Here is a 13,835-nt window from a genome sequence, read left to right on the forward strand (position 1 = left end):
GCCACCGCCCCCGCCGCCACCGCCGCCGAGCCCCGAGCCGAAGCCGACCCCCACCCTCGCCCCCAAGATCGTCCCGTCGCCGGTGAGTTACCCCTCGTACCGCGCCGCGCCGCGCAAGGCGCCGCCCCGCAGCGGCCCGTCCCTGGTCTCGCTCACCCTGCTCGTCACCGCGCCCGCGGTGCTCGCCGTCGCCGCGCTGCGACCGCGCTGACCGCCGGAGGTCCCATGTCGGAATGGCTTGTTCTCACCCTCGCGATGGCCGCCGCGTGCGCCGTCGTCCTGATCGTCACCGTCCTGCGGCACCGCAGGACGAGCCCGGACTACGACGCTTCGGAGACCCCGGACGTCATCGAGTACATGACGATGATGATCGGCGTGGTGTACGCCATCGTCCTCGGTCTGGCCATCGCGGGCGTCTGGGAGGCCCGCAGCGTCGCCCAGGACCATGTGCACGCCGAGGCCCAGGCGTTGCACGAGGTGTCCGAGCGGGCGCGGGTGTACCCGACCGACGTCCGTGAGCGCATTCGTACGGATGTACGCACCTATGTCAGCCATGTCGTCACCACCGAGTGGGACTACATGGCCGACCGCGGCGAACTCACCGACCGCGGCGCCCAACTCCTCGGCCGCGTACGCCACGACGTCACCGACTATCAGCCCAAGTCCGACTTCGAGGCCCAGGCCTACCAGCCGCTCATCGACGAGGTCGCGGCCGCATCGGACGCGCGCAACTCCCGTGGGGAGAGCGCCGGGGCCACCATGCCCGGCGTCGTCTGGTTCGGTCTGATCATCGGCGGCCTCGTCACCGTCGGCATGATCTTCGCCCTGCAGATCCGCCGCACCCCACGCGAACTCATCCTCGCGGGGCTGTTCTCGGCCCTGTTCGCCTTCCTGCTCTTCCTCATCTGGGACTTCGACGCCCCCTACAGCCGTGGCGTCGCGGCCACCCCGGATCCGTTCCACGCGCTCTTCGACAATCTCGGCAGATGACGGAAGAGGAGTGGCCCCACCCGCAACAGCCGGGTGGGGCCACTCCTCTGACGTTCACTCAGCGATGATCGAAGCGACCTGTGTGAGGGAGTCGATGCGCCAGTCCGCGGCCTCGATGACGGTCGGATCGTCCGCCCACCAGTGCCCCCAGGGCCCGCGCCGGATGTGCGCCGCCCGCAACCCGGCCGCCTTCGCGGGGTAGATGTCGTTCGCGGGGTGGTCGCCGACGTACAGCGTCCGCTCCGGCTCCGCCTGGGCCACCTCGATCACCCGGGCGAAGAACGACGGATCCGGCTTCGCCACACCCCACTCGCCCGAGGTGACGACGAGATCGGCCGGCAGATCCAGGCCACGCAGCAGCTCACCCACGCGAGACGTCTGGTTCCCCGCGACGACGACACGCACCCCTTGCTTGCGCAGCCCGCCCAGGGCAGGGCGCACATCGGGGTAGAGGTCGGTCTCGGCGAGGTGCTCACCGCGCCCCGCGACCTCGCGGGCGTGGTAGGCGGCGGCGACATCTATGTCCGGGCTCAGCAGCCGCAGCGCCTCGGCGTTGTCGCGGCCCCGCGTGACGACACCTCCCACGAGCGCGGAGACGGTGTGACGGGGCACGCCGAGCCAATCGGCCCACGAAGCCCAGTAGCGGTCATCTTTGGTGAGGGTCTCCCCCACGTCGAACACGACGGTCTCAATCATCAAGCCCAGCCTATGGCTCCACCAGGCAGAACAGGCCGCCTGACCCGCGCCGCACCGGGGGGTTCACGTGTACGCCACGATGTACTGCGGCACAGTTGGGCCGTGGACATCATGGAACCCACGCGGGTCGCACAGGAGTTGGTCGAGGCGTGGTACCCGGACGCCGTGGCGGCGCTTCTCGGCGGGAGCGTGGTGACCTCGCGCCGCACGCCGTACTCGGATCTGGACATCGTGATCGTGTTCGCCGGTGAGCGGGAGCCGTCGCGGAGCAGTCTGCGGTTCGGCGCATGGCCGGTGGAGCTGTTCGTGCACACCGAGGCAAGCTGGCGGTGGTTCGTCGAGCGGGAGATCCCCCGGCGGAAGTCGTCGCTGCTGTCGATGTGCGCCCACGGGGTGGTGCTCGCGGACCGGGACGGGGCGGGCGCCCGCCTGCGGCACGAGGCGCGGCAGTTGCTGGCGGCCGGGCCTCCCGATGCGGCCCCGGCCGAGATCGAGGACCAGCGATACGTCCTGACCGACCTTCTCGACGACCTCGCCGGGTGCTCGACGGCCGGCGAACGGTTCTTCATCGTCACCGAGATCGCCGGGCGTGCCGCCGAGTTCGTCCTCCTGCGTACGGGGTCGTGGACGGGCGGCGGGAAATGGACGGCCCGTCGCGTGGACGCGGTGTGGCCCGGGTTCTCCGAGGAGCTGGAGGGCCTGGTGCGGGAGGCCCTTGAGGGCAGGGACGCCGGGCTTGTCGCGCTCGTGGACGAGGTGCTCGCGCCGTCCGGCGGGCGCCTGTGGGAGGGGTACCGGCGCAGCGGCTACCCCGACATCTGAGCAACGGCTTCGCACACGGGTCCGTAAACCGTGCTGCGCGGCGGCCCCGCGCAGCGCACTCTGGTGGCATGACCTGGCAGACACCCATCATCGTCCACCCGCCCACTCCCGACGGCGGGCGGCGGGTCACCGTGCGCGGGCAGGCCGTCGGCGTCGCGCGCGACGACCGTGACCTGGTGGAGTTCCTGCGCCGCGCGGGTCTCGGCGACGCCGACATGGCCCTCGACGACCCGCACCTCGTGGAGTGGCGGGGCAGCGGGGCGCATGTGTGGGTTACGGGGTCCTGAGCCACTGGGCACGAGTTGAATGCGGGCACGGGCACGCGTACGGGTACGGGCGCGGACACGCGTACGGGTACAAGCGCGGGCACGCGTACGGGCGCGGGCATGGCGCTTGGTCATGGCCGCCCGCCCGGTTGAGCTGATGGCAGGCTCGCTGCGCGGTTCCGCGCCGCCTGCCGCCGAGGGCGGTCGCGGGCTCCGCCTCTGAGCCCCGGAGCCCTGACGCCCGGGGACCCGGCGCCGCGCCCTCGCCCTTGTCGCCTCGTACGGCGAGGGCGCCCGGAAAGCAGTCGCCCGTCCCCGATGCCGGGCCGACGGCAGCCTGCCGTGCGGCGACCTGGGTGAGCGGCTCCTGAATCATCCGGCACCCAGGCCCCACGGTGCCGACCGGCTGTCCCCGCACGACGCCCGACCGTGCACGAGACGGCGGCCCCACCCCTCTACACGCCCCACCCCCTGAACCCCCGTCACCGCCCCGCCCCGTTCCCCTGTCCGGCCCACACCGTTGCCCCGTTCGCGCGGCTGAGATCGCGGCCGCCCGGCTCCCTGCCTAGCGTTTCCCGCATCGAGGTGCATAACAGGTGAAAGCGGAAGAAGGTCCGCGGCTGCTCCTCGGAGACCCGGAGGAATGATCATGCGCGCGATACGCGTCGCCTCGGCCACTCTGCTCGCCGCCACCGCCCTGACCCTCACCGCACCGACCGCTTCCGCTGCCGTCGCGGACGACACCGACACGAACAACAACATCACCTCGTTCGGCTTCCGTGTCACCCCCTCGACGATCGCCGCGGGCGGCCAGGTCACGCTCAGCGTGGACGGCTGCGAGGGGAACACGACGGTCACCTCGGGTGTCTTCGACGACGCCCAGATCCCCAAGGGGCAGCAGTCGACCACCGCGACGGTCTTCGAGGACGCCAAACCCGGCGCGATGTACGAGGTGACCTTCGACTGCAAGGGCGAGAAGGGGACCACGGACCTGACCATCGCCACGGGCCGCCCCACTCATCACCCCACCCATCACCCCACGGCCCCGGTCCGCCACGGAGTGCGGGCCGGTGTCGGCGGCAGTCTCGGCGGGCTCGACCTGCATGAGATCGCCCTCGGCAGCGCCCTGATCGTGGGCACACTCGGCACCGCGTACTACTGGACGCGTCGCCGCACCGGGGACAGCAACTCCTGACCGGCCCACCGCACGGCTTACGACACACCGCCGCCCGGTCGCCCGCTGAGCTCAGCGGGCGACCGGGCGGCGGCATGCGGGTGGGCACGGACCGCCCCGTGACCGGCGCGGAAGGGGGACGCGCCGGTCAGGAGGGCGGAACGGTTCACACCCGACGTGTGGACACCGGCGTACGAAGACCCGACGTGCGAGTGACGGGCCTGCCGGTGCGGGGTGTGCGTCTAGAAGCCGCGCCCTGCGTTCTCCGCGCGGCGGCGCATCCAGAACACCCCGCCGCCGACCACGGCTGCTGCCACGAGCACACCGCCGATCGCCATGTCGGTGCTGGTCGCCCCCGTGTCGCTGCTGCCGCCGAGACCACCACGGACACCGCCGTGGATGACGGTGAACGCGTCGGGCTTGGTGAGCGTCTTGCCGCCGCAGTGGACGGTGATGCTGTGGGCACCCGGGGTGGCGTGCTGATAGATCGTGGTGTTCGCGCTGGCCGTACCGCTGCCCATGTGCTTCAGGTGCGTGTCGGGGAAGGCATCCGACGTGATCTTGCTGCCGACAGCCTGGCAGGACTTGCCGTCGACCGTGACCGTCAGCTGTCCCCCTCGGGGGATCACGCTCGGCATGGCGACGATGTTGGACGGGTCGGCCCAGGCCGATGCCGTCGGGGCGGCGAGGCCGACGACGGCACCCGCGGTGACTGCGACCGCGAGGGCACGAGTGGTGCGCATACGAGAAGTACGCATGTGAATCCTCCGCGGAAGACGCCCCGGGGTAACCGTCCCCGGTCGATCGGCGAGAGCGCCTCCCAGACTGACCCTCAGATGCCGTGCACAGACCCGCATTTCGGCGATCGGCCGTCCTGGTGAGGCGACACGCCGAAGCGTGAACGCACAAGCCGATATTGCCGCAGGTCACGGACCGTCAGAAATTTCCTGCCGACCGCGACTCGGATGGCGCATACCCGGTATGGGCGCCACCCGTTCGCTCCCGCTCTGTCGCCCGTCGCGCGCACCCCGCTTAGCGTGCTCGTAAGCGCAACGGACGCGGTTCGAATGCCGCGTTGAGAGGGGATCAGAGAATGTCTTCGTCTCAGCCGGCCGATGAGGAGGAACAGCAGAAGAAGCGCGCGCCCTGGGGCGTGATGGCGCTTGTTCTGCTGACCGGCCTCGCGCTGATCCGGAATGGCTCAGGGGAATTCGACGTAGGTCCGCCGCAGCCGGCGTCGGCCGCCGCGGCGGACCAGGCGCCCGACGCGGCGGGACAGGGCGTCGAACCGCTGACCTTCTCCCCCGCCGCGCGCGTGGGGATCAAGGGGATCCGGGTGGACGCGCCGGTCATGCCCGTCGGGCTCGACGCGGAGGGCTGGGTGGACGCGCCGCCGCCGGAGGACCCGAACCTCGCCGGCTGGTTCACCGGGGCCGTCTCGCCGGGCCAGAAGGGCACGTCCGTGATCGTCGGCCATGTGGACAATCAGCAGGGGCCCGCCGTCTTCTACGGCCTGGGCTCGCTGAAGAAGGGAAATCGCGTCGAGGTCATGCGCAGGGACCGCAAGACCGCGGTATTCGAGATCTACGGGATCGAAGTGTTCGAGAAGAACAATTTCCCGGGAAGCCGCGTCTACAGCGACAAGGGAGCTCCGGAACTCCGCGTGATCACCTGTGGCGGCGGATTCTCCAAGCAGGCCGGATACGACGGGAACGTCGTCGTTTTCGCCCGCCTGGTGGACGTGCGCTGACGGCGAATGCGTCGGCGGAACACGGCACCGGGCGGGCGACCATTCCCGTGCTGAATTCCGGTTACATCTCGTAGCGGCTCGGCACGGTGATGCGGTATCCCGAATCGATGAGTTCGGGGAGATACGTCCGCAGGGCTTCGACGCTCTGGGAGCGGTTGCCGCCCGCGTCGTGCGAGAGCACGACGACTCCTGGGGCCGCCCCCGCCCGTACGCGCCGGATGATCGTTCCGGTGCCCGGCTCGGTCCAGTCCAGGGTGTCGACGGTCCAGGCGAGCGGTTCCATGCCCAGGTCGGCGCCGAGCTGGAAGGCATTGCGGTTCCAGGCTCCGTAGGGGGCGCGGAACCAGGCCGGGGGTTCGCCCACGGCCTCCTCGACGACCTCGCAGGTGCGCTCGATCTCCTCGCGCATCGCGCTCCGCGTCATCTTCGGGAGCAGCGGATGCGTCCAGGTGTGGTTGCCGATCAGGTGTCCGTCGTCGGCCATCTCGCGCAGCAGGTCCAAGTTGCCGACGGCCATCTCTCCGCAGACGAAGAACATCGCGCGGACGTCGTACCGGCGCAGGGTGCGCAAGATGCCCGGCGTGTAGCGGGGGTCAGGTCCGTCGTCGAAGGTCAGCACCATGGTGCGGCCCTCTCCGTCCATGCGCAGGATCGGCTTGGTGCGGACGCGGGGCACGGCGCGCGCGGCATGCGGCGGGCCGTGGCCCGTCATGGGCTGCAGGCGGTAGGCCGAGGGCTTGAGGGCACGTGCGGCGGGCGGGCCGCCGGCCGCCGCACCGCCGGGAGCCGTGGGTCCTGGCGCGCTCGGCCGCTCCGTACCCGCGCAGCCGGCGGTCGCGGCCAGACCGAAGACAGCGGCGCCGCGCAGGAGTGCGCGACGCCCTGGAGTCATCTGATCTTTTTTCATGACTAATCCGTCGCATGGCCGAAGGCCGGCGCGGACCACCAACACCAGGGCGGGCTGCGAAAGCACCCGATGGGACCAGCAGAATGACGGGAGAGATCGGTCGAGAGAGGTCAGCGACGGCGTACGAGCGGAAAGGGCAGCGTCTCCCGGATCGTCAGGCCGGTGAGGAACATGACGAGCCGGTCGACGCCGATGCCGAGCCCGCCGGTGGGCGGCATGGCGTACTCCAGGGCGTCGAGGAAGTCCTCGTCCAGTTCCATGGCCTCCGGGTCTCCCCCGGCGGCGAGCAGCGACTGGGCGGTGAGGCGGCGGCGCTGCTCGACGGGGTCGGTCAACTCCGAGTAGGCGGTGCCCAGTTCGGTGCCGAAGGCGACCAGGTCCCAGCGCTCGGCGAGGCGCGGGTCGGTGCGGTGCTGCCGGGTCAGCGGGGAGACGTCGGTCGGGAAGTCCTTGTAGAAGGTGGGCAGCTTCGTCTTCTCCTCGACGAGCCGCTCGTACATCTCCAGTACGACGTCACCGCGACCGTCGTCCGGCCGGTACGGGACGTCGGCGCGGTCGCAGAGCCGGTGCAGCCGCGGCAGCGGGGTGTCCGCGTCGACCTCGTCGCCGAGTGCTTCGGAGATCGCTCCGTAGACCGTCTTGACCGGCCAGGAGCCGGAGATGTCGTGCTCGGTGAGCCGTCCGTCCGCGTCGGCCTTGCGGGCGACGGGTGCGCCGAAGGCGGCGGTGGCGGCGCCCTGGATGAGTTCGCGGGTGAGGTCGAGCATCACGTCGTAGTCGGCGAAGGCCTGGTAGGCCTCCAGCATCGTGAACTCGGGGTTGTGCTTGTAGCTCACGCCTTCGTTGCGGAAGGTGCGGCCCATCTCGAAGACCTTCTCCATGCCGCCGACGCAGAGCCGCTTCAGATACAGCTCGGGCGCGATGCGCAGATACAGGTCGAGGTCGTAGGCGTTGATATGGGTGGTGAAGGGGCGGGCGTTGGCGCCGCCGTGGATCTGCTGGAGCATCGGGGTCTCGACCTCGAGATAGCCGCGGTCCAACAGGCCCTGGCGCAGGGCCTGTACGGCGGTGGAGCGGGCCCGGACGACGTCGCGTGCGCCGGGGCTCGCGACCAGGTCGAGGTAGCGGCGCCGGACCTTGGCCTCGGGGTCGGCGAGCCCGCGGCGCTTGTCGGGCAGCGGGCGCAGGCACTTGCCGGTGAGCTGCCAGCCGGTGACGAAGACGGTGAGCTCGCCCTTGTCGCTGGTACCGACCGTGCCGGTGGCGGTGACGTGGTCGCCGATGTCGGTGCCGGAGGTGAAGCGGTCAAGGACGTCGGGGCCCGACCGGTCGCGGGTCAGGGCGAGTTGGCGGTCGCCTGACCAGTCGCGCAGGACGGCGAAGACGACCCCGCCGAAGTCGCGTACGAGCATGACGCGGCCCGCGACCGTGACCTGCTCCCCCGTCAGGGCGGGCGTCACGTCGGCGAGGGTGTGGGTGCGGGGCGGGAGGCCCACGGGGTAGGGGTCGACGCCGTCGGCGCGCAGCCGCTCCAGCTTGCGGTGGCGGATGCGGACCTGGTCGGGCAGCGCCGCCAGCGGGTCGGCGTCGGCCGCCTCCCCCTGGTCGGCGAGGCCGAGGGCGGAGATCGGCGGGAGGCCCGCCGTGCTGGTGGGCTTGGTGACTCCCTTGGCCCCGCGTCCCTTGCCCCAGAGCTTGCGCAGCGAGGGCACGGAGACGAAGCCCTCCGCGATGCCCGAGGCGAGGCTGATCCGGGCGAGGGCTCCCGCGTCGCCGTAACAGATGAAGCGGGGATACCACTCGGGGTGGTACTTGGCGTTGGAGCGGTAGAGCGCTTCGAGCTGCCACCATTTGGAGAAGAAGAGGAGCAGCTTCCGCCACAGCCGCAGGACGGGACCGGCCCCGATGCGGGCGCCCTCCTCGAAGACCGAGCGGAAGACGGCGAAGTTCAGGGAGATGCGGCGCACGCCGAACTTGCCTGCGCCCGCGCAGAGTTCGGCGACCATGAACTCCATGACGCCGTTGGGCGCGGTCGCCCGGTCGCGGCGCATCAGGTCGAGGGAGATGCCGTCCTTGCCCCAGGGGACGAGGGAGAGCAGGGCGATGAGTCTGCCGTCGGCGTCCAGGGCCTCCACGAGCAGGCAGTCGCCGTCCTCGGGGTCGCCGAGCCGGTCGAGGGCCATCGAGAAGCCGCGCTCGGTCTCGGTGTCCCGCCAGGCGTCCGCCTTGTCGATGGTCTCCTCCATCTCCTCGTCGGTGAGGGTGGAGTGGCGGCGGATGCGGGTGGTGGCGCCGGTGCGGCGGACGCGGTTCACCGCCTGTCGTGTGACCCGCATGTCGCGGCCGTCCAGGTCGAAGTCCGCGACGTGCAGGATGGCCTCGTCACCGAGCTGGAGCGCGCCGAGCCCGGAGCGTGCGTACGCGGTGGCGCCCTCCTCGGACGCGCCCATCACGGCGGGCGCCCAGGCGTACTGCCGGGCCACGTCCAGCCAGGCGCCGATCGCGTGCGTCCAGGCCTCGCGGTCGCCGACGGGGTCGCCGCTGGCCAGGCAGACGCCGGCCTCGACGCGGTAGGTGACGGCGGCCTTGCCGCTGGGCGAGAAGACGACGGCCTTGTCGCGCCGGGTGGCGAAGTAGCCGAGCGAGTCCTGGGCGCCGTACGTGCCGAGCAGAGCGCGGATGCGGGGTTCCTCGTCGCCGTGCAGGGCGGCTTCCATGCGCTGGGAGCGGAAGAGGGCCGCGGCGGCGTTCAGGAGGGCGAGTGCGCCGAAGAGGCCGAGCCAGAAGTGCAGGGCGCGCGGGGGCCTGCCGTCGAAGTAGTCGTGGCCGGTGAAGAGCCCGCCGCAGACGCGGTTGGCCGCCCAGGGCAGGGCCTCGCCGCGCGGGAGCGTACCCGGGAAGAGCGCGACGAGTCCCCAGCCGACCAGGATCGCCACGGCGAGGCCCGCGACGAGCACCAGGACGGCCCGCCGGACGGCGCCGCGGCGGGAGTCCGCGGAGAACTCCTTGCGGGCCAGGACCAGGAGCACGAAGGCGATGGCGCAGACGATGAGCGAGGGGAGCGAGTCCGCCCAGAAGCCGAGGGCGATGCCGAGCACGTCGAAGGCGAGAAGGAGGCCCAGGTAGACGATGACGAGCCACCAGGCGACCTTCTTGCGGGCCGCTGTCGCCGCCGCGAGGAGGAAGAGGAAGACGGCGTACGCCAGGTTGGGGCTCACCGGGACCGTGAGGAGGTCCAGGACGCGGACCACCGGGCGCAGCAGGTGGCGCAGCGGGGCGATGATCGCGAGGATCGCGCAGAAGAGGCCCAGAACACCGAAGAAGGTGGCGAATCCCTCCGGCACGCGTTTCAGGAAGCGGTGTCGTCCGCGCTGCGGCTCGGTGCCGGGCCTCTCCACGCTGGTGCTCATGGACCGACCCTAGGAAGGCTCGGCCCGGGTCGCTCGTCGAGACGGTGGACGCCGTCCCGCGCATGGGCGCCCTCAACAGGAACGGCGCTCTCCGTTAACCTCTCGGCTGTGACTGAACACCACTCCCACCAGTTCGAACGCGGTACCGACGGCCCGAAGGTGATCGTCGTCGGTGTCGACGGGTCGGACTCCTCGCTCCGGGCCGCGGCATATGCCGGAGGCCTGGCGCGTCGGCAGCACGCGTTGCTCGCCGTCGTCTACGTCCAGCCGGTGATGGCCGCGGGCGCCGCCCTCGGGGCCCCGGTGGCCGACACGACCGACGAGATCGCCGAGTCCCTCATCACCGAGATCAGGGACGCGGCCGAGCGGGTGAAGGACATATTCGACGTGCGCTGGGAGTTCCACACCTTCCGCGGCGACCCCTTCAGCGGTCTGGTCACCGCGGCGGACGACCTCAAGGCCGACGCCGTGGTCGTCGGCGCCTCCGAGCAGGCGGGCCACCGGATCGTCGGCTCGGTCGCGGTACGCCTGGTCAAGGCGGGCCGCTGGCCCGTCACCGTGGTGCCGTAACCCGCACCCGCCAGAGTGCTGAACCCTCACAGGTGTGAGGGGTGTGGCGTCTTCCGTCATGCGCATGCCTGGGCCATCATGATCCGCCATCAGCCGACTGCCGTCTGCGAAAAGGTGGAGCTCATGGCGGGACTCCGGATGGGGCACGGCGTCATGCGCCGCAAGCCCATCGAACACATCGAAGAGACCGAAGGCGGGGCAGGTGGCGGGCTCTCCCGCTCCCTCGGCCTCTGGCAGCTCACCGCGATCGGCGTCGGCGGCATCATCGGCGCCGGCATCTTCACCCTCGCCGGGACGGTGGCCAACGGCACGGCCGGACCCGCCGTCCTCATCTCCTTCCTCATCGCCGGTGTCGCGAGCGCCGCGGCGGCCTTCTCGTACGCGGAGTTCGCGGGCCTCATCCCGAAGGCTGGATCGGCGTACACCTACGGCTATGTCGTCCTCGGCGAACTCACCGGCTGGTTCATCGGCTGGGACCTGCTGCTCGAGTACACGGCGATCGTGGCGGTGGTCGCGATCGGCATCTCGGGCTACTTCAACTTCCTGATCAACGACATGGGCGCCCAGCTGCCCACCTGGATGCTGGGAGCGCCCGGCACGGGCGACGGTCACAAGGTCGACCTGTTCGCCGCGGTCCTGTGCCTGCTCATCGCCTATCTGCTGACCCTCGGCATCAAGAACGCGGCGCGCTTCGAGATGGTCGTGGTCGTCCTGAAGGTCATCGTCGTGATCGTGGTGATCGCGGTCGGCTTCTTCCACATCAACACCGGGAACTACGAGCCGTTCTTCCCCTTCGGCGTCAGCGGCGCGTTCACGGGCGCGGCGACCGTATTCTTCGCCGTGTTCGGTTACGACGCCATGAGCACCGCCGCCGAGGAGTCCAAGGACGCGCAGCGCCACATGCCCAAAGCGATCCTCTACTCGCTCGGGATCTCGATGGTCCTGTACGTCCTGGCCTGTCTCGTCCTCACCGGCATGCAGAGCTACAAGGACATCGACCCGGAGAGCGGATTCTCCACCGCCTTCAAGTCGGTGGGCCTCGGCGGTCTCGCCGACGTCATCGCGGTCGGCGCGATCATCGGCATCCTCACCGTGATGTTCACCTTCATGCTCGGCGTCACCCGCGTGTGGTTCAGCATGTCGCGCGACGGGCTGCTGCCGAAGTGGTTCGCCAAGACCCACAAGACCCGGCACGTGCCGACGCGCGTGACGTGGATCGTCGGGTTCGCGTCGGCCGCCATCGCCGGGTTCCTGCCGATCGGCGAGGCGGCCGAGCTGACCAACATCGGCATCCTGCTGGCGTTCGTGGTGGTCTGCATCGCGGTGATCGTGCTGCGCTACAAGCAGCCCGACCTGCCGCGCACGTTCCGCTGCCCCGGGATGCCGGTCGTGCCCGCCATCGGGGTCGTCTTCTCCATCTGGCTGATCACGTTCCTGCAGTGGCAGACGTGGGTGCGGTTCGCGGTGTGGTTCGCGGTCGGCCTTGTCATCTACTTCGCGTACTCGTACCGGAAGTCGGAGCTGGCGAAGACCGACCGCGTTCCTTAGCCCCCGGTGGGGCCGCTCAGGCGCTCTCGATGGACTTCTGGAACTCGCGTGCCATCTGCTCCAGGCCCTTGTTCTTCCACTCGGCCCAGAACGGCTTCCATTCACTCAGCTTCTTGCGGCCGCTGACGATGTCGTTGACCAGGTCGGTCGCCTCGGTCGACATACGGCCGTAGTGCTGGGTGTACGCGTCCGAGTAGTGGCCGACGACCGGGTTCTGAATGGCGGTCTCGATGAGCTTCTGCTCTGCCGCGTAGACGTCCTTGACGTCCTGGGCACGCTCCGTGCCCGGGAAGGTCGAGGCGACGAGCGCGAAGGGCGACGTGGTCGCCGTGGTCAGTCCGCTGAAGAGGCCCTCGACCTGCTGCTTGCCCTGCTTCGAGCGCTCCGGGAAGCCGTTCTTGTCGTACGTGAAGTCCGTGCCCTCGGTGCCGAATTCGAGGAACTCGCGCTCGGTGGTCCCAAACGGCGCGGCCAGGTAATTGAGCACGCCGAGCAGCATGCGCACGCGCTTCTCGTCGCCCTTCTTGACGGCGGTGTAGCCGATCGTGCCCAGGTGGTAGTGGTGCTTGGGCTTGTTGCCGCCCACGCCGAAGGGGATCAGGATCTCGGCGGCCTGCCCGGGGTCCTGGACGCGGGAGTCCTTCCGCGCGTTGAACGGATTCGCGAACACACAGGCCCCGATCGCCCCCTGCGCCATCTTGGTGTACGCGTCGGCCATCTTGGGGTTGCCCGGATAGAAGACCCCGGCCTTCTTCAGCTTCAGGACGAAGTTCAGCGCTTCGGTGTACTCGTCGGTCTCCTGGAACCAGGTGAGCGAACCGTCCTTGTTCTGCCGCCACTTGTTGGGGGCGCCGAAACACTGGCTCATCACGCTGGCCGCGTTGACGTAAATCGGCTCAAGGGCCCAGGTCTTGCCGCCCGTGACCTCCTTGCACTTGGCGAGGAATTCCTCGGGGCTGGATGCCGAGAGGCCGTCCGCCTTCTCCCAGACCTTCGGATTGCCGCCGTAGACCTGGCCGAAGGCGGGATACGGGCTGGGCGCGCCCCAGATCTTGCCGTTGACGACGGCGGTCTTCCAGTGCGCGGGGGTCATCGCGGCGAGGTTCGGATAGTCCTTCACCGCGTCCCCGGACACGTACTCCGTGATGTCCGCGCACTTGGCTTCGAGGAGTTCGGCGATGTGCTGGATTCCCTGGTTCGGCGGTATCCACATGAGGTCGGGAAGGTCGCCGCCCGCGATGACGGCGGAGAACTTCTCTTCGTAACCGGGGTCGGTGCCAAGGATCGCTTCCAGGTCTACGCCGAGCTCCTTGTTCACCTTCTTCCAGTGCGCGTTGGAGCCCGCCGGGGCCGGCGGCTGCGTCCAGATCTCGGTCAGCATCGTGATCTTCGACCCGTCGCCGGGGGTCTTGGGGACGCTGCGCACCAACTCCTTGGGGTACGAGAGGAACCCGGCCGAGAGGCCCTTCGCGTTCGGCGGCAGATCGGGCTTGACCTTGCTGAAGGGAACGTACGAAGGCAGCTTCACCTTCGCCGATGCCGCCTCGCCCGTCTTCTTCGCACCCGAGCCGCAGCCCGTCAGCGAGGTGGCGGCCGCGCCCGCCACGACGGCCGTGGAGAGGCTGAGGAAGGTGCGTCGGGACATGCCTGTCATGGGAATCTCCGCAAAGGGTGTCGGGGCAGGACGTTTCGGGGGGAGGGA

At 70.0% G+C, this 13,835-nt stretch carries 13 protein-coding genes; 8 read left to right on the forward strand and 5 right to left on the reverse strand.

Annotated elements, in window-relative coordinates; all coding sequences use genetic code 11:
* Positions 1-82: 82 nt before the first annotated feature.
* The gene (locus tag M4V62_RS43565) at positions 83-211 is read left to right on the forward strand and encodes a hypothetical protein (RefSeq protein WP_283779071.1); all 129 of its coding nucleotides are present in this window, start codon (positions 83-85) and stop codon (positions 209-211) included.
* A gap of 14 nt (positions 212-225) precedes the next feature.
* The gene (locus M4V62_RS05575) at positions 226-990 is read left to right on the forward strand and encodes a bestrophin-like domain (RefSeq protein ID WP_249586101.1); all 765 of its coding nucleotides are present in this window, start codon (positions 226-228) and stop codon (positions 988-990) included.
* A gap of 54 nt (positions 991-1,044) precedes the next feature.
* Here the strand turns inward: M4V62_RS05575 and M4V62_RS05580 are convergent, their stop codons facing one another.
* Positions 1,045-1,686, reverse strand: coding sequence for an HAD family hydrolase (locus tag M4V62_RS05580; RefSeq protein WP_249586102.1), 642 nt, complete (start codon positions 1,684-1,686; stop codon positions 1,045-1,047).
* A 111-nt stretch (positions 1,687-1,797) separates the two neighbouring features.
* Here M4V62_RS05580 and M4V62_RS05585 point away from each other — a divergent pair, with 111 nt between their 5' ends.
* The 3 genes from M4V62_RS05585 (at position 1,798) to M4V62_RS05595 (ending at position 3,969) form a co-directional block, all read left to right on the forward strand.
* A complete protein-coding gene (locus M4V62_RS05585) occupies positions 1,798-2,508 on the forward strand; it encodes a nucleotidyltransferase domain-containing protein (protein WP_249592701.1) in 711 nt (236 codons plus the stop codon).
* A gap of 68 nt (positions 2,509-2,576) precedes the next feature.
* Positions 2,577-2,795: a hypothetical protein gene (locus tag M4V62_RS05590; protein ID WP_249586103.1), complete on the forward strand. Its 219-nt coding sequence runs from the start codon at positions 2,577-2,579 to the stop codon at positions 2,793-2,795.
* 628 nt (positions 2,796-3,423) lie between these two features.
* A complete protein-coding gene (locus M4V62_RS05595; RefSeq protein WP_249586104.1) occupies positions 3,424-3,969 on the forward strand; it encodes a hypothetical protein in 546 nt (181 codons plus the stop codon).
* A gap of 221 nt (positions 3,970-4,190) precedes the next feature.
* On the opposite strand, the gene M4V62_RS05600 is transcribed toward M4V62_RS05595, so the two are convergent.
* A complete protein-coding gene (locus tag M4V62_RS05600) occupies positions 4,191-4,691 on the reverse strand; it encodes a hypothetical protein (RefSeq protein WP_249586105.1) in 501 nt (166 codons plus the stop codon).
* Between the two features lie 350 nt (positions 4,692-5,041).
* Here M4V62_RS05600 and M4V62_RS05605 point away from each other — a divergent pair, with 350 nt between their 5' ends.
* A complete protein-coding gene (locus M4V62_RS05605; RefSeq protein ID WP_249586106.1) occupies positions 5,042-5,698 on the forward strand; it encodes a class F sortase in 657 nt (218 codons plus the stop codon).
* Between the two features lie 61 nt (positions 5,699-5,759).
* On the opposite strand, the gene M4V62_RS05610 is transcribed toward M4V62_RS05605, so the two are convergent.
* Positions 5,760-6,605 (reverse strand): polysaccharide deacetylase family protein, encoded by an 846-nt coding sequence (locus tag M4V62_RS05610; RefSeq protein ID WP_249586107.1) that lies wholly within the window; start codon positions 6,603-6,605, stop codon positions 5,760-5,762.
* 110 nt (positions 6,606-6,715) lie between these two features.
* On the reverse strand, positions 6,716-10,015 hold the full coding sequence (gene lysX / locus M4V62_RS05615; protein ID WP_249586108.1) for a bifunctional lysylphosphatidylglycerol synthetase/lysine--tRNA ligase LysX: 3,300 nt from the start codon (positions 10,013-10,015) through the stop codon (positions 6,716-6,718).
* Between the two features lie 108 nt (positions 10,016-10,123).
* Between lysX and M4V62_RS05620 the strand changes: the two genes are divergently transcribed.
* The gene (locus tag M4V62_RS05620; RefSeq protein WP_249586109.1) at positions 10,124-10,585 is read left to right on the forward strand and encodes a universal stress protein; all 462 of its coding nucleotides are present in this window, start codon (positions 10,124-10,126) and stop codon (positions 10,583-10,585) included.
* 123 nt (positions 10,586-10,708) lie between these two features.
* Positions 10,709-12,133: an amino acid permease gene (locus M4V62_RS05625; protein ID WP_249586110.1), complete on the forward strand. Its 1,425-nt coding sequence runs from the start codon at positions 10,709-10,711 to the stop codon at positions 12,131-12,133.
* 16 nt (positions 12,134-12,149) lie between these two features.
* Here the strand turns inward: M4V62_RS05625 and M4V62_RS05630 are convergent, their stop codons facing one another.
* Positions 12,150-13,778, reverse strand: coding sequence for an extracellular solute-binding protein (locus M4V62_RS05630; protein ID WP_249586111.1), 1,629 nt, complete (start codon positions 13,776-13,778; stop codon positions 12,150-12,152).
* Positions 13,779-13,835: the final 57 nt, after the last annotated feature.

It is taken from the genome of Streptomyces durmitorensis (genome assembly GCF_023498005.1).
In the GTDB taxonomy this organism is placed as follows: Bacteria; Actinomycetota; Actinomycetes; order Streptomycetales; family Streptomycetaceae; genus Streptomyces; species Streptomyces durmitorensis.